We start from the raw sequence: 18,281 nt of genomic DNA, 5'->3' as shown, positions 1-18,281 counted from the left end.
TACTGGGGGAAAGCTAACAAATTCAATTAAAGTGCCAAAGGAAGGAAAATAGAGGTGTTGTACCAAATTGGCAGGGGTAAGGGGAAGATAAGTTGAATGCCGCCGGGGCGGCATTCAACTTATTGATTTATAATATACGGAAGCCTAAGCCAAACTGAAGTTGCTGGCTTTTCCATTTGCTTTGGCTGGTAACGTCACCGATATCGGTAAGACCGATGTTATAACGGCCGTAGATACGAAGTGCGTTGAGGTTCACCTGTGCGCCGAGCGCCAGTGCAAAATCGCCTGATTTAAAGGCATCGCCGGCATTTTGCAGGGTGGTTTTGTGATTGTTGAGCAAGATGCTGTACTGTGGGCCTGCGTGGAAGGTTAAAAGCTGGCCTGCATTGATCCTCAGCAAGATAGGGATGCTCAGGTAATTCAGGTTAATTTTTTCGCCATCCTGGAAGGGGGAGCTGATCTGGTTGGTGACTTTGGTATTGGTTTGGTTAAACAGCAGCTCGGGCTGGATACCAAAAGTTTTGCTAAGATCGATTTCAGCAAAGCCTCCCAGCTGGAAGCCCAGTTCATAGCCATCTTTAAAGCTGGTACCATCTATTTTACCGAGGTTGGCGCCGGCTTTGGCGCCTAAATGGAAACCCTGCGCATAACTCCCGGCTGTAAAAAGCAGGAGGGCAAGCATAGAAAAGATTGTCTTCTTCATACATTGGTTTTGACGTTGGAATTTCAATTGTTATGCCAAGAATAGCGCCCAGTGCCGCAGATGGTGGAATGGCAGAATGATGAATCTGAGAGGTTTGTGTAAATGATGGAAGGCGTGTTTGTTGTGACGAACCGGCGTTAACCAAGGAGCTTATCGAGATAAGCTTTTAGTTGTGCTGCTTCGGCATTGATGGCGATGAGCTTTCCGTCTTTATCGAGCAGGAAGGATGTGGGAATATACTGGATACCCCATTTACGGGCTGTGCCGCCTTCGGTATCTATCACGTGCAGCCAGGGAGTGCCGTCTTCGCGTAAAGCTTTACTCCAGGCTGCTTTATTCTGGTCGAGCGATATGCCGTAGATCTCGAGTCCTTTTGCTTTATATTTTTTATAAACGTTTTTCAGGGCGGGCATACTTTGCCTGCAAGGGCCGCACCAACTGGCCCAGAAATCGATGAGGACCACTTTTCCCTTTAAAGAGGATAATTTCACCGTGGTACCGTTGGCACCGGGCAACTCAATTTCCGGCGCTTTGCTGCCTACGGGTGGCTGGGCCCATGCACTAACGGTAATATTTACTGCCAGTAAAACGCTGACGAATAATTTCCACTTCATGTAAGCTGTTTTTTTATTGAAAATAAGACATTCAGCGAAAGCGAAGCCGTTTAGGAAATGCTAATTAACGAAACTCCACCAAATGCCGATATGCGTCCATAGAGGGCGGGTTGCATAATTAGGCGCAGCAAAGTTGTATTTGGAGAATGAAAAACCGTCTGTATTCAACGTATTCACGTTTTCGAGGCGAACAAAGCCTTTAAAGCTTTTTATGCGGAAATGCAGAAACAGGTTCATATCAGGCCTATTGGAAATCGTTTGCTGGTCCTGATAAAAGAACTGTCCTGTAAAAGGCGAGTAATTATCGGCTTTGTATTTTAAGTAGTATCTTAATTCAAGCCCTGTAGCTACGAAGAGATTTTTGTAGAAGTTGCCTTCAAATACCAGCCTGTTCCGTGTAAGGATGAGGGGCATATTTACGGGAGCGCTACCCGTTTTCTGCTGCAAATGCACTTCGGAATACCAGTTCCAGAAACGGGATAGTTTAAACCTTTTTTCGGCGCCTATATGCAGCACGTTGAACAGCGCCGATTGTTGTTTCGCGGTAAGGAAGCTGTCGAAATAAGTATAGTTTGTAACGAGGTAGTAGTTACCATATAATTTCAACTGCAGGGCGGCGATATCGATATTTGCAAACAGGCGTGTGATGTTCTCTTTTCCGAACCCGCTGGCGGCAAGAGATGGGAAGGCAGAACGGTTTTCATAAACAAAAGAAGGGCTCCGGTTCACGTTCTGGAAGCCTATTTGTAATGCACCTTTATTTTGTTTCAATACACCTTTCAGGCTGATGAGGGCGGAATAGTCGCCGCTATAGGGGCCGGTTGCATATAACTTACCATTGGCTTCCAGGTCCCAGCGCTGGTTACGGGTACGGTTGCGGTATTCGCCTGTAAGGTATACGTTATTGAAGTTATCGCCGAAAGTAGTATCGCCGTTATAATACAGGAATTCGCCTTTGAGCATCTGGTAGCCGGCGCCCAGTTTCAGGAACTGGTTAAGGTTGTTTTTTTCGGGGAACGATATCACTGCGAACTCGTTGGTAAGATCTTTCCAGGTATCCTTATACTGGATAACGTCGGAAGTCACCAGCATATTGAAGTAATTGAGGTAGTTGGCTGGTTCGGGGCGGCTATCGCGGTAGGTATAAGCGGAGGTATTATAGGTAAGCGTATGCTGCAACCTTATGCGCGGGTAAAACAGTCTTACGATGGAAGAGTCTGTGACGAGTGAGTCTTTCTGGCCCAGGTCGTACATATGGCGGTACAAGATGGTTTTATTGGAATAGGCTGAATAAGCGATAAACCTTTCACCGCCGCCACCGAACATGCCGCTGGAACGCCGTGTGGTACCCGAGTTACCGAGGCGTACGTCGAGAAGGATAGGGTCGGAAATCGTTTGTTTTGCCAGTGTGTCGATAGAGCTATCGTGTTGTAAACCTCCGTTCTCAGCAGCTTCAATGCTATTGGATATGTATATCAGGTAGGAAGTGTAGCGTTTGTTTTTACTCTGGCGCCATAAATTAAACCGTGAACTGCTGTGGTTGGTTCCCTGGTTTTTAAAGTTTCCCTGACTGGTGATGAGGCGGATATCGAAAGCGAAGTTGAGATTAGGTCCCCTGTTCTGCGTATGGGTAACGTTAATGAACTGTTCGCTTTTGCTTCCGAGCAGATAACCGAGCTCGGTATAGGGCCGGGTTGTCTGGTAAAAGCGGGTATCTTCTACTTTAAGCTGATAGATATCGAAGGCATGAAAGCCTGCGTCGAAGCCTGGTTTCATCAGCGGCTTAAAGATAAGCGAGCGTGAAGCTGCGCCGAAGTTGCCGATGTCCTGGTAATAATAAGGTAATGGAAGGCGTGTAGTAAAGTCGTTCAGCGACGAGTCGAGTTTGCGGACCCTGGTGGAATCGAAAAAGCGGAAAGAGATGGTAATAGAATCTTCCAGGGGGTCGCGGTGCTGGAGGGAGTCGGCGCCTTTGTTTTTCCGCATTGGCCGTCCCTGGCTGTCGTACGTGAAATTAGCGGTATCCCTGCCTACTGTTCCCATGTTGGTGGGATTCAACACCTGCGCATTCACAGTCTGTCCCATTACCACTGTGATAATCAAACAACAGAGAAAACTGAACAGACTGCGATATGACATAGTTGTGCAAAGTAAATAGGAATGCTGCAAAGGAAATGATAATAATGTTATTATCGTACTACCTGATAAAATACTTACCTCCGGGGGCGGCTTATTGCAGTTTAGATGGCTGCAATAAGTTCTTTAAAGAGGCGGGTTAATTTGGGTTCTGCTTCTTTGGCGGCAGCCAGCACTTCTTCGTGGGTGATGACGTTTTCGTCGTCCCTGATGCCCAGGTCGGTGATGACGCTGACTGCGAAGACCTGCATTCCGGCGTGTATTGCGACGATATTTTCCTGTACGGTGCTCATACCTACGGCATCGCCGCCGATGGCGAGGATGAGTTTGTATTCGGCTCTTGTTTCGAAGGTAGGGCCGGTAACGCCTGTATAAACGCCTTCCTTAAGGTCGTAATTAAGTTGTTGTCCTATTTCTTTAGCCTTCGCTATCAGCGTTTTACTATAGGGTTCGCTCATATCGGGGAAGCGTGTTCCGAGTTCGTCTTCGTTTTTGCCGAGGAGCGGGTTGGGAACGAAAAAGCTGATATGGTCGTTGATGAGCATGAGATCGCCCACTTTGAAACCCGGATTCACGGAGCCTGCGGCGTTAGAGAGCAGCAGCGTTTCTACGCCAAGCGCTTTCATTACCCTTACAGGGAAAGTTACCTGTAAAGGAGTATATCCTTCGTAAAAGTGAAAACGGCCTGCCATCACCAAGACCTTTTTACCGCTTATTTCGCCGAAGATGAGTTTACCGCTATGACCTTTTACGGTACTTACCGGAAAATGCGGTATCTTGTCGTAAGGAATTTCCTTTTCAACAGTCATTTCGGCTGTAAGGTTGCCGAGGCCACTACCGAGGACAATACCAACAACAGGCTTCGCAGCATATTGGGTTTGGATGTAGTTTACTGTTTCGGATAATTGCTGCATAAGTTGTGTTGCCATTGTGTAATATTTCTGATAGTGAATATGATATCTTCTATGTCAGTACATGACTTCTGTTAGGAAAGCAAATATAAAATTACCCTATCTTCGCAAGCAAATTTTTTACTGTATGAACTTGCATGAATACCAGGCAAAGGAATTATTAAGGAAATACAATGTTCCCGTACAGGAAGGCATTGCAGTCGATACCGTTATGGCCGCTGAAGAAGCGTATCGCCAGATCAAGACGCAAACCAACAACAATTTTGCCGTTATCAAGGCTCAGATCCACGCAGGTGGTAGGGGTAAGGGCAAAATAGCCGGTACAGAACAGAACGGAGTGAAAGTAGCCAAGAGTTTAGAAGATGTTACTACTATTGCCAAGACAATCCTTGGTGGTACGCTTGTCACGGTTCAGACAGGACCCGCAGGCAAGAAAGTAAGCAAAGTGCTTGTAGCACAAGATGTTTACTACCCGGGTCCCAACCCAGTAAAAGAATTCTATCTGTCCATTCTTTTAGATCGCTCCAAAGGCCAGAATGTTATCATGTATAGCACTGAAGGTGGTATGGACATTGAAGAAGTGGCACACAAAACTCCTGAAAAAATCTTTAAAGAATGGGTTCATCCTTCCGGCCCGCTTCAAGGATTCCAGGCCCGTAAAATTGCCTTCAACTTAGGTCTTAGCGGCGAAGCAATGAAGAACTGTGTAAAATTTGTAACCAACCTTTACAATGCTTACATCGGTATTGATTGTGCTATGCTGGAAATCAACCCATTATTCAAGACTGCCGATGAAAAAATCATTGCAGTAGACTGTAAAATGAGTGTTGATGAAAACGCGCTGATGCGTCATAACGACGTAGCTGCCTTACGCGACGTTACTGAAGAAGATCCTACTGAAGTAGAAGCTGGTCAGTACAACCTGAACTATGTTAAACTTGACGGTAACGTAGGTTGCATGGTGAACGGTGCTGGTTTGGCTATGGCTACTATGGATATGATCAAATTAAGCGGTGGTGATCCTGCCAACTTCCTGGACGTAGGTGGTACCGCTAATGCGCAAACTGTGGAAGCAGGTTTCCGTATTATCATGAAAGATCCGAATGTAAAAGCTATTCTGATCAACATCTTTGGTGGTATTGTACGTTGCGACCGCGTTGCTGCAGGTGTTATCGAAGCTTACAACAAACTGGGCAACATCAACATTCCTATCATCGTTCGTTTACAGGGTACCAACGCCGCTGAAGCTAAAAAGCTGATCGACGAAAGTGGTCTGAAAGTGCTCTCTGCTATTCAGCTGAGCGAAGCTGCTGAATTAGTTAAGAAAGCAATTGCTTAAGAACAATGGCAGCATGAAGCTTTGCGCTTTAAAAAAGTGAACCATAGGGAGCTGATCGTTCCCTTACCATATGGGGCTGGTGTAAACCAGCCCTTTTTATTTGGCATGCATTGATGCCAGCCAATGTTCCATATTTCTTACCAGAAATTCCTATTCTACCGCTTCTTCCTTGTAAGACTGGCTATACAGGCTTTAGCAGTAGCAAAGCAACATTGTTACGCAACCTCAAGCCGATATATCACCGGCTTGAAGTTGATTGAAGTTTGGCGAGACTTTCATGCAGTTTTCCGGAGGGCGGGCGGGCTTTTATGCAACTTCGCGGATTATGCAGCGGTTTTCTGCAAGAGGGCTTATTTGCCTGATTCGAGGGCTTTTACTTCGCTGATGGGGCTGAATGTGTAGAGGTGGCCTGTTTTTATCTCGAGGCACATGTATCTTTTGCGGCGCTTTTCTCCTTTCTGAAAGATACGTCCGTTCTCGGTCTGGAAAATGGTGCCGGTGGGGAGGCTTTCGAGTGGCTGGAAACCGTTCTTCTGATTGGGATTATAGCGGCGAAGTACGAGTAACAGGTCTATTTCGCCGTTAGCTGTAGCGGCGGGGTTCATGATAGAAGTACGCAGGGCGGCTTCGATGTCGGGAGGGAATAATTTCAGGCGAACGAAATCGGCCAGCAGGGTACCATAGATATGTTTCCATTCTTTTCCATGCGGGTCGACCCTGTTGCTGAACTGCTCGAAGGTCAGGAGATGAGCGAGTTCATGCAACAAGGTGATAAGGAACTCATATTTGTTGAGGTTACCATTGATGCTGATGCGGTGATTTTTGCCATGGGTGGCATGGCGGTAATCGCCCAGCACTGTTTTGCGGGCCCGGGTAACGGTTAAGTGCACCTTATACCGATGGATATAATGGAGGACCTGATCGAAACTTCCTTCCGGCAGAAAATCTGCCAATGCGTGCATTGGATGCTCAGTGGCTGCCATGTTTTTCCTTGTTCGCCCGGAGCGCTCCGGCAACTTCGACAATGCTATAAAGAATATAGAGGACCATACCAACTATGATACCGGGAACATTTTTAGCGGGTCCTTTTATGTAAACGTAGATGAGGACTGCACCTGCCAGGGTAAATAATTTGAGCACGGTAGCACCCATTACACTTCTGACAAAAGCGTGGGGGTTTGCACTTTTCAATGCGCGATAATGCATGAGGCTGCTTATAAAAGCTACTGCAAAGAGCAGCACGTTGGCTACCTGTACCACGGCGGCATCAATTTTATTAGCTGCGAGTTTAGCGGCCGAGCTGATGCAAACGATATTCACCAATAAGAAGATAGCCAGTAAAGGCAGGAACGTGTTGCGTAATTGTAATCTGTTCATATAAAATCTGACGCAGAAGCCGTTAATCCTAACAACTTATCAGTTTTTGCCTCTGCGGTTTGTGTCTTTAATTGCTTTAACGATCAAACTGATAATGATCGCCAAAGGTAATACCCAAACCAATAGGGGGAAACCCGGTTTTATGTGTTTATCGAGCCAGATACCTGCATACACGGCCAGTCCCAGGCTTATCAGCGCCTGGAAAGCGAAACCAAGATATAACCATAAAAGCCTGTTGCCGCTGTTATTCGGCAAGGGCGACTTTTCTTTCATGTTTTTCTGCTATAAGTTCTACCACCTGAGAGCCGTTGGTGGTGTTTTTACCCGGCATACTGCATTTGCCGTTGAAATTAACGGTGGGTTCGATAGATAATTTACCCGCGACGATATCACCTGCTATTACTGCGTTATTACGCAGGTTAGCCTGTTCTTTCACGTGGATGTTACCTGTTACTTTACCGGTAATATCTACCTGCTGTGCATAGATATTTCCTTCTACTTCGCCATCTACACCTACCAGTACCCTGGCGCTGCAATGCACGTTTCCTACCATTTTACCATCGATACGAATGTCGCTTTGACTGTTAATTTCGCCCTGAATGGTCATTCCTGAACCGATCATGCTGGTTTTTCCGGAAGCTACTGTTACTTCTTCGGTCTTGCTTTTGGGGGAAAACATAAGATTTCAGTTTTTTAATCGTTTGAAATTTCTGTCTTGGGTACGTTTATCGCATTCGTGTCTCGGGGTACAGATGTATTACCTGAAAGTACCTTTTTAATATTATCGAGGTACTGATCTTTTAACCTTATAGACCTTTCCAGTGAGTCCGTCCTTATTTTCAAAACCTGTAGTTCGGTGCGTCCTTGCCTGCTACCATAGCCTGGTATGTAATACTTTAAAGGAGTTAATACCAATAATGCTGTAGTAAGGCCGACTAACAAAACAAATATAACACTTAATCCTATATATACGCTCATGCGTGACAGTTTAAATGTTACTACCTCTTCATATGTGTCATCATTCATGACCACTAAGCGATAGCGATTTCTTAGCCGCCGTAAAGTGGTTTGTGTTTCGATCTTGGCCATTCGTTCTGTTGCGCGTAGAATTTAAAGATACTAATAACGGGGTTATTTGCTTAACGCGGCGGGAAAATAAGTGTATTTTTATAATAATTTCACCGATTTTGCGGTTATATGTTCAAGTGTATCATTCACATGTTATTAAAAAGGCCGTTTTTACATTTTATACCTGTGTTATTTCTGCTGAACCTGTGTTATGCGCCAGCCAAAGCGCAGCGTGGTTCGAGCATTGCGCTGGACAAACCTGAAAAGTACGAGAACCGGAGGCTGGGTGCTGAAAAGACAGAGGACAAGAAGTTCAATACTTCGCGCCATATTTATCAGAATATGGTAACGCACTATAACTACTTTTTCAATGCCAATACCAAATTCAACGGAGTTCTTGACAAGGCCCGTCAATCGGCGGTGAATGATTATACCCAGCTTCTCCCCTATTACAATTACGATCTCAACGTTACCTCGCGGGAGACCAATGAACTGGACAGTATTATTTATAAATGCACAGCGGGCATATTACTTCATAACCTGAATAACGACTGGATCGATGATATGTACCTGCTGCTGGGCAAGGCTTACCTGTTACGTAAAAACTTTGATTCGGCCACGCATGTGTTTCGTTATATCAACTATGCTTTTGCTCCCAAAGACGATGGGTATGATATCCCGATAGGCAGCAATGTGAGTAATACCAACGGAGAATTTACGATCGCCACCGATGAGCGGAGGAATGCCTGGCAAAAGGTTACAACTCATCATCCGAGCCGGAACAGCGGTTTGTTATGGCTGGCGCGGACTTATATAGAATCCGGCGCCATTAATGAAGCCGCGGGATTGTTAGAGATATTAAAAGCTGACCCGCATTTTCCCGAACGTCTTCAGCCGGAGCTTCACGAGGTGATGGGTTACTGGTTTTATACGCAGCAGGTTTATGACAGCGCTGCGGTACAGTTGAACTTTACGCTTGACCATACGGGAAGCCGCCAGGAGCGTGCAAGGCGTGAATATCTTATCGGGCAGTTATACCTGCTGGGCAGTCGTAATGAAGACCTGGCATCTTCGTATTTTCTTAAGAGCGCCAGTCATACCATCGATCCGGTACTTGAGGCCTATGCTACCTTAGCCAGCATACGGCTCAGTACCAACAAAGGCGATGTAGTTTTTCTTCAGCAGAAGCTTGCGAAGCTGTTACAACTTGCGAAGCGTGAGAAATATATCCTATATCGTGATGTGGTTTATTATGCTGCGGCCCAGGTGGCAATGGACCTGAACCGGCCTAAAGATGCTCAAAGCTATTTATGGAAAAGTGTGGCCAGCGCTACCAATAATCCAACGCAGCGCAGTTTATCGTTCCTGCTGCTTGGTGATATTAACTACGACACGAAAGATTATGTAGCGGCACACAACGCGTATGACAGTATAGATAACGGTCAGCTTAAGAAGACCGAAGATCAGAGCCGGGTGGAGCAACGCAAGCCTTCTCTCACCACTATTGCCAATAATGTAACGACCGTACAACGGCAGGACAGCCTTCAGCATCTTGCTGCGTTGCCGGCCGCAACGCGTGAGGAGGAAGTTCGCAAGATAGCGCGTAAGCTGCGTCGTTCGCAGGGTTTGAAAGATGAAGACAAAAACTTTGTAAATACAGCGGTACGTAATGTAGCGCCTGCAACGTTGTTCAGCGAAACAAACGCCTCGGCGAGCGAATGGTATTTCAACAATACTTCGCTAAAGTCGAGCGGTGTTGCCGAGTTCAATACACGCTGGGGTAAACGTCCGAATGTTGACAACTGGCGCAGGAGTTCGGCTATTGATCCTATGACACGTAACCAGGCGCAGGTAGCAGAAGAGATCGCGAAAGCGCAAAAAGACAGCGCTGCTGCTGCGGGTACTGATACGTTATCGTTCGACGCGTTAATGGGTAAGCTGCCGTTAAGCCCGGAGAAGATGGCTGCTTCGGATGAAAAGATCATACAAGCGCTATTTTCCAATGCCAAGGTATTCCAGAGCGAGCTGCAGGATTATCCTACGGCGATAGAAACCTATAACGAACTGCTTCGCCGTTACCCGGAGACAAAAATGCAGGAAGAAGTGCTGTTCAATCTTAACTACTGCTATCGCCGGCTGGGAGATACCCGTCGCCAGGATTCGGTGAAAACGGCCATGCAGCGGGCTTTCCCCAACAGCAAGTGGACACAACTGGTCAATAAAAGCGACCAGCAAACGCCCAAGGAAGCCGATGCCGCCACCAAACATTATGAGCGGGTGTATGATCTTTTCGTGGAAGGCAATTTTGAAAAAGCGAAGCAGGAAAAGCAGCTTGCGGACAGTTTGTATGGCGGTAAGAATAACTGGTCGCCCCAACTGCTTTACATAGAAGCTGTTTATTACATCAAGCAGCGTGACGACAGTACTGCCATTCAGCGTTTGACGGATCTTAAACAAGCGCATGCCGGCACGCCGCTTGCAGAAAAGGCGACTACTATGATAGATGTGCTGAAGCGGCGGAAAGAGATAGAAGAATATCTTACCAACCTGCAGGTGACGAGGGCGGATGAGGATATTCCGCTGTTAACGGATGCTGCGGCTTTAAGTGTGATTCCGAATAAGCCTGTGCTGGTTATCAGAGATACGCTGGCAACTGCGGCTGCTCCTGCCCGCATCATAGAAGTGAAGCGGGATACCATTCCTGTTGTAACTGTTAAAAAGTTTGCCTACAATCCCGAGGAGGAACATTTTGTTGTACTGTTCCTGAACAAGGTAGATGGTGTATATGTGAATGAGGCGCGTAATGCGTTCTCGCGTTTCAACAGGGAAAATTTCTATAGCGAAAAGATAGATATAGGCGTACATAAGCTTAACGACAGCACTCAAATGCTGCTTATGGGGCCTTTCCCTAAAGCGGTTCTGGCAATGGGGTATATCGATAAAGCGCGTCCTGCCAGCCGCAGCCGTATTCTGCCGTGGTTAAAACCAGAGAAGTATGAATATGGTATTATCAGTCCTTCGAACCTTACGCTGTTAAAACAGGACAACGAGCTGGAGGCCTATAAAGAACTTTTAAAACAGGCGTTACCGGGAAAGTTCTAAATTCGTGGCTTAACATTCATATTCCTTATAAAACCGGCATAAAACTGTAGCTATAAATGAAAAAATCAGTCAAAATATTATGGCGAGTATTCTTTATCGGGCTGGGACTGATAGTGCTTGTTCTTTTACTTGCCAACTGGGGTGTATTTGGCAAGATGCCTTCGATTTCAGACCTTGAAAATCCGACTGCCTCACAGGCGAGCCAGGTTTATGCCGAAGACGGGACTTTGATGGGTAAATATTACCTGGAAGACCGTGTAAATATTGCTTATAAGGATATCAGCAAACATGTTATCAATGCGCTGGTGGCGACGGAAGATGAGCGTTTCTATGATCATAAGGGGATAGATCCGCGTTCGCTGGCACGTGCGTTTTTTTCGTTAGGCAGTGAAGGTGGCGCCAGTACCATTACCATGCAAACGGCCAAAAACCTGTTCACGCAAAACTGGAGCACGAAGAATATATTCCTGAGGTCGCTGCAAAAGATCAAGGAAAGTATCATTGCCGTTAAGCTGGAGCGCAACTTTACGAAAGATGAGATCATTACGCTTTATCTAAATACGGTAGCCTTCGGCGACAACGTTTATGGGATCCGTAATGCTGCGAAAACTTTCTTTCAGAAAGAGCCAGACCGTTTGACACTTGATGAGGCTGCGGTACTCATTGGCATGTTAAAAGCGGCTTATACTTATAATCCACGGGTTAATCCGGCGAGGGCGCTTAACAGGCGTAATACGGTGATCAACCAGATGGTACGTAATAAATTCCTTACTGCCGGAGAAGCGGAAGCTTACAAGAAAAAGCCCATACCGCTGAACTATAAGAAGATGGATGAGACCGCTGGTATTGCTCCTTATTTCCGTATGATACTGGGCGAAGACATGAAGAAGTGGTGTAAGGAACATAAGAAGTCTGACGGAGAGAGTTATAATCTTTACCGTGATGGTCTTAAGATATATACCACCCTCAACCCTATTATGCAGCAGTATGCTGAGGAGGCGGTAGCCAAGCATTACAGCTATATGCAAAAGCTGCTGGCGGCGCAGAGCAATATTAAGAACGGCAGTGTATGGAAGGGGCATGAAAATATCCTGGATGCCGCCATGAAGCAAAGCGACCGCTGGAAAAACGGCAAGCGTGATGGTTTATCTGATGAAGACCTGAAGAAGGCATTCAGCACCAAGGTACCTATGCAGGTGTTTGCCTGGAATACGGCACGCAGCATCGATACAGTGATGACGCCGATGGATTCTCTGAAATACCACCGGCAGATGTTACAGGCGGGCTTTATGGCTATGGATCCTTTAAGCGGCGAGATAAAAGCATGGGTAGGCGGTATTGATTTCAAAACATTCAAATACGATCACGTTAACATTAATACCAAGCGCCAGGTAGGTAGTACTATGAAGCCTTTGCTGTATAGCCTGGCTATTGAAGACAATGGCTTTACTCCTAATACCATGGTGGTTGACGAGCAGCAGAATTTTGGCAGCTTTGGCGTGGTGCCGGCGACCACTACCACCTGTTCCGGCGAAACGATGCCTATGGCCAAAGCCCTGGCGCTTTCGCGCAACTGCGCTACCGCCTATATCATGAAGCAATTGGGACCGCAGGGCAATGAAGGCGCCAAACGATTTGTGAATTTTCTCAAAGAATGTAACATACAAACCAATATAGAGCCTTATCCTTCTATTGCCCTGGGTAGTGCGGAGATCTCTTTGTTTGAGATGATGCAGGCATATAGTATGTTTCCCGGACGTGGCTTTAACGTGAAACCGATGTATATTACACGTATTGAAGACCGCAACGGTAATGTGCTTCAGACTTTCATTCCACAACGTAAAGAAGTGATCAGCGATATCACTGCTTATTCTGTTATCAGCATGATGCAAGGGGTCATGAAATATGGTACAGGCCGCAGGATGTGGAGTTATGATGTTCAGGGAGATATTGCCGGTAAAACCGGGACAACGAATGACAATAGTGATGCCTGGTTCATGGGTTACACACCCCAGTTGATCGCCGGTGTATGGACTGGTTGCGACGACCGGTTTATCCGTTTCAACAGTACCAGTATAGGGCAGGGTTCTTCTGTTGCGTTACCTATCTGGGCCTATTTTTATGATAAGGCATCGAATGATAAATCACTGGGACTGGATACCCGCTCCAGCTTTGTGAAGCCTGATATGATGAGCAATGACGTGATCGGCGACTGGATGAACAGTGTGCCTACGCAGCTGGGCGCAGAGGGAGAGGATGTAGGTAACGGTTCTTCGGCAGATTATGGCGATGTAGCGCCTGCCGATGCGCAGCCACAGGATCTTGGACCGGAAAGTCAGCCTTTCAAAAACAACGATAATACTTCACCTTCGGGAACGAGCAGCAAGCCAGCTCCGGCCAAACCCAAGCCGGCTGCGCCGCCTGCTACTGTGCCTGAGCGGCCTAAGGCGGTGATGCCTAAGAAGAACAGGTAATACTTGTTGCAGTCCTGCAATAGCTTATGCAGGCATACCGTTTTGGTATAGGGTTCCAAAAAACAAAGAGGTTGGCTCCTAAATAAAAATAGCCTCTGACAATCGCTTAAATGGGTACCCGAGTACATCAGGGATATGAATAAAAAGAGGGTGTACCGGACTTATGAGTTCCTATGTTTGCATAAAAAATCATGGCTTCGGGAATAAGTAGCTTTAAAGTACAAATCTCAAATCCATGACTTCAAACGCAATTAAAGTTACGGATTTTGCAGGGCACAATCTGTACGTAGGAATAGATACTCACCACAAAAGCTGGGCAGTAAGTATCTACAGTGATGAATTTGAATTAAAAACCTTCACTCAGGAACCCAATGTAGATCAGTTAGTTAAACATTTGCAGCATAACTACCCTGGTGGTAATTATCATGTAGCCTATAAATCCGGCTTTTCTGGATATTGGCTACAGCGTTCTTTCACGCAGAAGGGAATAGATTGCCAGATTATTCATGCCGCAGATGTACCAAGTAGTGATAAGGAGAGTAAGCGGAAGACAGATCGTGTAGACTGTCGAAAAATAGCCCGTGGCCTTAGAAATGGCGATCTGAATGCCATTTATGTACCAGATGCCCCTCTTTGGTTTTTAATAAGTTAAGTTATCTGGATTTTGCGCTTTATTGCATTACCCGTTGTTTCGTCATTCCGTTGTTCCGGGCGGGACCAAGACTACTTTTACCCTTACGAGGCCGGAGCTGATAAAATTAAGTTTTTCGGCTGCGGACCTGCTGAGGTCGACCACACGGCCTCTCAGGACCATTCTTTTATGCATGCGGTCATTAATGCGTACGATCACTGATTTGCCATTGCGCAGATTGGTAACGCGCACCCAGCTATTTAGCTTAAAGTGGTTACTGGCAGCTGTCATTTTACTGTTGAGGAAGATTTCACCTGTGGCGGTACGTGTGCTGTCGAGGTTCTTACTGTAGAAGCTGGCGATGCCATAAGCCACCTTTTCGGAACTGGTATCCTTTGTTTGCAGCTGGGCCCATACAGGGATAGAAAACAACAGGCATAGAATTAATGTCGTATATATTTTCATCCGTAAATATTTATTTTTAAGGGGCCGGACAGCTATTTCCGCTCCGGGTTCGACATGAAATATAGGCATATTTTAAACATACTAGGTGCAAGCCTCTTATTTACGGGGGCAAGCATTTTCGCACAACGCCCAAATGCTGTGCCGGAAAATAAATACGGGCTAAAGGTTATTTCGAACCAGGCCTCTTATGCCGCGACCATAGCCCTGGATAGCAACCAGCGTATGGTTGCGGTAAAGGATTATTTCAGTCCTGTTCTTACCAACTGGTATTATGCCAGGCCCGGGAATTTTACGGGCCAGGTGCTGTATCAAAACCCAGAGGTACTGGTAAGACTGCCGGTTGCAAAGGCGCTTGCCAGGGTGCAGGCAGCTTTGCGGCAGCGCGGTTTTTCGCTGCTTTTTTACGATGCCTACCGGCCTTATTCCGTAACGGAGAAGATGTGGAAGATTGTTCCGGATGAGCGCTATGCAGCCAACCCGGCCAAAGGAAGTGGCCATAACAGGGGCATTGCCGTAGATGTGACCTTGGCCGACCTGGCTACCGGACGGGAATTAGCCATGCCTACGGGGTTCGATGATTTTTCGGAAAAAGCGCATCATGATTATATGCAACTGGACAGCGCCGTTATCGCCAACCGATTGCTGTTACGAACCGTGATGCAGGCGTATGGGTTTACGGCCTTGTCGACGGAATGGTGGCATTATTCTTATACCGGCAATGCTGCTACGGATACGGCTACCCGTTTTGGTATTTTAAACCTGCCGTTTGAGGCTTTCCTGCGGCGTGCTGATCAATCATTGAAATAGCCTTTTAGCGAAGTTAATTTTGGTCTGTTTGCCAGTTTTGGTCTGTTTGCCAGTTTTGGTCTGTTTGCCAGTTTTGGTCTGTTTGCCAGTTTTGGCCTGTTTGCCAGGCCCACCACGAACTTCCGCCCATACCGGGCTCCTTTTGCCAAGTTACTTTAACCCTGTTTGCCAGGGAGTGTTAGTTTTTCACATAAATCCTGGGAACCCGTTGTTCCAATAACAACAGATCGGTAAGTACCATAGCGGTAATTGCTTCCAATACAACGGGAACGCGCAGTGCGATGCAGAGATCATGTCTTCCTTTTACGGAGAAAGATTCTATGGCGTTGGTTTCGCAGTTCCAGGTTTGTTGTTCTTTGGGAGTAGAGGCTGTGGGTTTGATGGCGATGCGGAAAACAAGTTCATTTCCATTGGTAATACCTCCTACTACGCCGCCGGCATGGTTTGTACGGGTTTTGCCGCTGGCGTCTTCAATAGCATCGTTGTGTTCGGCACCGAACATGCGTGCTGCCGGGAAACCTGTTCCAAATTCGATACCGCGTACGGCAGGGATGGCAAAAGCGGCGTGGGCTATCTGTGATTCCACGCTATCGAAGAAAGGCTCTCCGATGCCGGCTGGCAGGCCTGTTACGCGGCATTCTACGATGCCGCCGATAGAATCTTTCTGGTCTATTGCTTTTTGGAGGCCTTTATCGAGGTCTTGTTCGCCACCTATTTCGAGGATGGAGGCTTTAACGGAAATGTTATTGCCGAGGATCTTTTTTGCTATGACGCCGGCGGCGACCAGGCAAACGGTAAGGCGGCCGCTGAAATGCCCGCCACCACGGAAATCTTCGAATCCGCCGAATTTTATGCCGGCGACGAAATCGGCGTGGCCGGGGCGTGGGACAGCGCGTTGTTTCTGGTAATCGCCGGAGCGGGTGTTGTTGTTTTCGAACAGGATGGTTAGCGGGGCGCCTGTAGTGGTATCGTTGAACACGCCGCTTTTAAAGATCGGAAGGTCTGATTCCTGGCGTGGCGTAGTGCCTTTTTGGGTTCCGCCTTTTCTTCTTTCAATATCGGCCAGAAAATCTTCTATCTTAAGTGGCAGGCCTGCCGGTATACCATCGATATTGATGCCTACGGACTCACCATGAGATTCTCCGAAAATATTTACCCTGAAAAGGCGGCCAAATGCGTTCATAGCAGTTTATTTAAGATTTGATGATCTTCTGATTTATCGATGTTTTGTTGGTCAGCGACCTATTTACCAGCAGCAATTACCGATTGTTTTATTACTGGTCTTTTTCCTTTTTACTTTCTGCAGGCTGATTTATTGCAAGTTTCTTCCGCCGGTTTCTAAGAAGGCATAGCTTCCGAAACATTCACTGAAGCTCCGAGTTGCTGCAAGTGCCTGTAAAAGTCGGGATACGATTTGTTGATTGCGTCTGCTTCTTCAATCACGGTTTCGGAAGAAGCGCGCAGGGCAGCTACTGCGCAAGCCATTGCTATGCGGTGATCATGACGGCTGTGAACATTGGCACCCTGTAGACCCAATCCGCCTTTTACGAGCATGAGATTATCCTGCAATACGATTTCCAGTCCCATTTTACCGAACTCGTCCTGTAAGGTAAGTGCGCGGTTGCTTTCTTTGTGTGTAAGACGATGTACGCCTTCGATCACGGTTGTTCCCTGGCAATAGGCGGCCAGTGCTACCAGTGGCGGAAACAGGTCGGGACAGTCATTGGCATCGAATTGGAAGGCTTTTAGTCCTTCTATGCCTTTGGCTGTTGGGCCTATTTCTATCTGGTTTGCTTCTACCGACATGCTGCAGCCGGAATCCATGAGCGCCTGCAGGATCGCTTTATCGGCCTGGGTTGAAAACGGGTCGAGACCTTTTACTACTATTTTGCCTGCCAACGCGCCTGCAACCAGCAGGAATGCGCCGCCGCTCCAGTCGCTTTCTACGGTATAAGAGATCACCGGTTCGTTGGTTTGGGTTGCATCTTCCGCAGGGAAATAGAAAGACTCGTAGTTGTTATTTATTGGAAGCGGTAACCCGAAATCGTCCATTACTTTCAGGGTAAGATCGATATAGGGTTTACTTTTCAGGTCGTTTACAACGATGGTTACATTACTGGCTTCTGCTGCTGCATAGGCCATCAGTAATCCTGTGAGGAACTGAGAGCTGAGAGAGCCATCGATTTCGATGTTCTTAGGCTTCAGTGGTCCCTGGATGCCCAAGGGTAATTTACCGTTGTTGGATGTGATGTTCACGCCCAGCTTTGGCAAAGTATCATCGAAGAAATCCATGGGCCTGTTACGTAAGCTGCCTTCCCCATCGATACGCATCGCTTGTTTGTTCAATGCCACCAGCGGAGCAAACATCCTGATGCCGAGCCCGCTTTCACCGCAATTCACTTCGGGATTCACGGCATTAACGCCGTTGCTTTCGATGGTCAACTCTGTATCGGTATGGGATGTTATTACTGCACCCAGCGCCTGCATTACGCCCAGCGCGGCTTTATCATCATTTGAATGACCGGGATTGCCAATTATGGATTTCCCTTTTCTTACCAGTGCAGCGGCACAGGCGCGCTGCATCGAGCTTTTTGACGCGGGAGCAATGATAACACCAGCTATATCGGAAGGTTGTACAGTAACTTGCATAACAA

Annotated in this window: 17 protein-coding genes; 5 read left to right on the top strand and 12 right to left on the bottom strand. The window is 46.9% G+C overall.

Annotated features, from left to right (window positions below):
* Positions 1–127: 127 nt before the first annotated feature.
* The 4 genes from ESB13_RS23410 to ESB13_RS23395 form a co-directional block, all read right to left on the bottom strand.
* Positions 128–703 carry a porin family protein gene (locus ESB13_RS23410; RefSeq protein WP_129006487.1) on the bottom strand — a complete coding sequence of 192 codons (576 nt, stop codon included), beginning with the start codon at positions 701–703 and terminating at the stop codon, positions 128–130.
* Between the two features lie 137 nt (positions 704–840).
* Entirely contained in the window at positions 841–1,317 is a 477-nt protein-coding gene (locus tag ESB13_RS23405) for a TlpA family protein disulfide reductase (RefSeq protein WP_129006485.1), read from the bottom strand.
* A gap of 60 nt (positions 1,318–1,377) precedes the next feature.
* A complete protein-coding gene (locus tag ESB13_RS23400; RefSeq protein ID WP_129006483.1) occupies positions 1,378–3,456 on the bottom strand; it encodes a putative porin in 2,079 nt (692 codons plus the stop codon).
* Positions 3,457–3,557: 101 nt separating this feature from the next.
* Positions 3,558–4,382: a purine-nucleoside phosphorylase gene (locus ESB13_RS23395; RefSeq protein WP_129006481.1), complete on the bottom strand. Its 825-nt coding sequence runs from the start codon at positions 4,380–4,382 to the stop codon at positions 3,558–3,560.
* 109 nt (positions 4,383–4,491) lie between these two features.
* On the opposite strand from ESB13_RS23395, the gene sucC reads away from it, so the two are divergent.
* Positions 4,492–5,703, top strand: a complete 1,212-nt coding sequence (sucC, locus tag ESB13_RS23390) for an ADP-forming succinate--CoA ligase subunit beta (RefSeq protein WP_129006479.1) — start codon at positions 4,492–4,494, stop codon at positions 5,701–5,703.
* 350 nt (positions 5,704–6,053) lie between these two features.
* Here the strand turns inward: sucC and ESB13_RS23385 are convergent, their stop codons facing one another.
* The 5 genes from ESB13_RS23385 to ESB13_RS23365 are packed head-to-tail and all read right to left on the bottom strand — an operon-like array spanning position 6,054 to position 8,106.
* Entirely contained in the window at positions 6,054–6,686 is a 633-nt protein-coding gene (locus ESB13_RS23385) for a SprT-like domain-containing protein (protein WP_129006477.1), read from the bottom strand.
* Positions 6,673–7,080, bottom strand: a complete 408-nt coding sequence (locus ESB13_RS23380) for a hypothetical protein (protein ID WP_129006475.1) — start codon at positions 7,078–7,080, stop codon at positions 6,673–6,675. The genes ESB13_RS23385 and ESB13_RS23380 overlap by 14 nt, the downstream gene beginning before the upstream one ends.
* 39 nt (positions 7,081–7,119) lie before the next feature.
* The gene (locus ESB13_RS23375) at positions 7,120–7,353 is read right to left on the bottom strand and encodes a hypothetical protein (RefSeq protein ID WP_129006473.1); all 234 of its coding nucleotides are present in this window, start codon (positions 7,351–7,353) and stop codon (positions 7,120–7,122) included.
* Positions 7,325–7,759 carry a bactofilin family protein gene (locus ESB13_RS23370; RefSeq protein ID WP_129006471.1) on the bottom strand — a complete coding sequence of 145 codons (435 nt, stop codon included), beginning with the start codon at positions 7,757–7,759 and terminating at the stop codon, positions 7,325–7,327. The genes ESB13_RS23375 and ESB13_RS23370 overlap by 29 nt, the downstream gene beginning before the upstream one ends.
* A gap of 14 nt (positions 7,760–7,773) precedes the next feature.
* Positions 7,774–8,106, bottom strand: a complete 333-nt coding sequence (locus ESB13_RS23365; RefSeq protein WP_246022668.1) for a hypothetical protein — start codon at positions 8,104–8,106, stop codon at positions 7,774–7,776.
* Between the two features lie 228 nt (positions 8,107–8,334).
* Between ESB13_RS23365 and porW the strand changes: the two genes are divergently transcribed.
* From porW to ESB13_RS23350, 3 genes are all read left to right on the top strand, one after another.
* On the top strand, positions 8,335–11,250 hold the full coding sequence (gene porW / locus ESB13_RS23360; protein ID WP_129006467.1) for a type IX secretion system periplasmic lipoprotein PorW/SprE: 2,916 nt from the start codon (positions 8,335–8,337) through the stop codon (positions 11,248–11,250).
* 56 nt (positions 11,251–11,306) lie between these two features.
* Positions 11,307–13,724: a penicillin-binding protein 1A gene (locus ESB13_RS23355; protein WP_129006465.1), complete on the top strand. Its 2,418-nt coding sequence runs from the start codon at positions 11,307–11,309 to the stop codon at positions 13,722–13,724.
* Positions 13,725–13,959: 235 nt separating this feature from the next.
* On the top strand, positions 13,960–14,376 hold the full coding sequence (locus ESB13_RS23350; protein ID WP_129006463.1) for an IS110 family transposase: 417 nt from the start codon (positions 13,960–13,962) through the stop codon (positions 14,374–14,376).
* 42 nt (positions 14,377–14,418) lie between these two features.
* Here the strand turns inward: ESB13_RS23350 and ESB13_RS23345 are convergent, their stop codons facing one another.
* Positions 14,419–14,820, bottom strand: a complete 402-nt coding sequence (locus ESB13_RS23345) for a septal ring lytic transglycosylase RlpA family protein (protein ID WP_164974334.1) — start codon at positions 14,818–14,820, stop codon at positions 14,419–14,421.
* Positions 14,821–14,958: 138 nt separating this feature from the next.
* Here ESB13_RS23345 and ESB13_RS23340 point away from each other — a divergent pair, with 138 nt between their 5' ends.
* Positions 14,959–15,627 carry a M15 family metallopeptidase gene (locus ESB13_RS23340; RefSeq protein ID WP_164974333.1) on the top strand — a complete coding sequence of 223 codons (669 nt, stop codon included), beginning with the start codon at positions 14,959–14,961 and terminating at the stop codon, positions 15,625–15,627.
* A gap of 178 nt (positions 15,628–15,805) precedes the next feature.
* Here the strand turns inward: ESB13_RS23340 and ESB13_RS23335 are convergent, their stop codons facing one another.
* Together ESB13_RS23335 and aroA are read right to left on the bottom strand one after the other, a co-directional pair.
* Positions 15,806–16,810: a chorismate synthase gene (locus ESB13_RS23335; protein ID WP_129006457.1), complete on the bottom strand. Its 1,005-nt coding sequence runs from the start codon at positions 16,808–16,810 to the stop codon at positions 15,806–15,808.
* A 155-nt stretch (positions 16,811–16,965) separates the two neighbouring features.
* Positions 16,966–18,276 (bottom strand): 3-phosphoshikimate 1-carboxyvinyltransferase, encoded by a 1,311-nt coding sequence (gene aroA, locus ESB13_RS23330; RefSeq protein ID WP_129006455.1) that lies wholly within the window; start codon positions 18,274–18,276, stop codon positions 16,966–16,968.
* Between the last annotated feature and the right edge of the window lie 5 nt (positions 18,277–18,281).

Source organism: Filimonas effusa (genome assembly GCF_004118675.1).
Classification (GTDB): domain Bacteria; phylum Bacteroidota; class Bacteroidia; order Chitinophagales; family Chitinophagaceae; genus Filimonas; species Filimonas effusa.
Note: the sequence above shows the minus strand (reverse complement) of the source record. Positions and strands in the feature narration are given on the sequence as shown.

Coding starts and splice junctions, on each gene's coding strand:
- ESB13_RS23410 (WP_129006487.1), bottom strand. CDS start 703: ATGAAGAAGACAATCTTTTCTATGCTTGCCCTCCTGCTTTTTACAGCC.
- ESB13_RS23405 (WP_129006485.1), bottom strand. CDS start 1,317: ATGAAGTGGAAATTATTCGTCAGCGTTTTACTGGCAGTAAATATTACC.
- ESB13_RS23400 (WP_129006483.1), bottom strand. CDS start 3,456: ATGTCATATCGCAGTCTGTTCAGTTTTCTCTGTTGTTTGATTATCACA.
- ESB13_RS23395 (WP_129006481.1), bottom strand. CDS start 4,382: ATGGCAACACAACTTATGCAGCAATTATCCGAAACAGTAAACTACATC.
- sucC (WP_129006479.1), top strand. CDS start 4,492: ATGAACTTGCATGAATACCAGGCAAAGGAATTATTAAGGAAATACAAT.
- ESB13_RS23385 (WP_129006477.1), bottom strand. CDS start 6,686: ATGGCAGCCACTGAGCATCCAATGCACGCATTGGCAGATTTTCTGCCG.
- ESB13_RS23380 (WP_129006475.1), bottom strand. CDS start 7,080: ATGAACAGATTACAATTACGCAACACGTTCCTGCCTTTACTGGCTATC.
- ESB13_RS23375 (WP_129006473.1), bottom strand. CDS start 7,353: ATGAAAGAAAAGTCGCCCTTGCCGAATAACAGCGGCAACAGGCTTTTA.
- ESB13_RS23370 (WP_129006471.1), bottom strand. CDS start 7,759: ATGTTTTCCCCCAAAAGCAAGACCGAAGAAGTAACAGTAGCTTCCGGA.
- ESB13_RS23365 (WP_246022668.1), bottom strand. CDS start 8,106: ATGAATGATGACACATATGAAGAGGTAGTAACATTTAAACTGTCACGC.
- ESB13_RS23355 (WP_129006465.1), top strand. CDS start 11,307: ATGAAAAAATCAGTCAAAATATTATGGCGAGTATTCTTTATCGGGCTG.
- ESB13_RS23350 (WP_129006463.1), top strand. CDS start 13,960: ATGACTTCAAACGCAATTAAAGTTACGGATTTTGCAGGGCACAATCTG.
- ESB13_RS23345 (WP_164974334.1), bottom strand. CDS start 14,820: ATGAAAATATATACGACATTAATTCTATGCCTGTTGTTTTCTATCCCT.
- ESB13_RS23335 (WP_129006457.1), bottom strand. CDS start 16,810: ATGAACGCATTTGGCCGCCTTTTCAGGGTAAATATTTTCGGAGAATCT.
- aroA (WP_129006455.1), bottom strand. CDS start 18,276: ATGCAAGTTACTGTACAACCTTCCGATATAGCTGGTGTTATCATTGCT.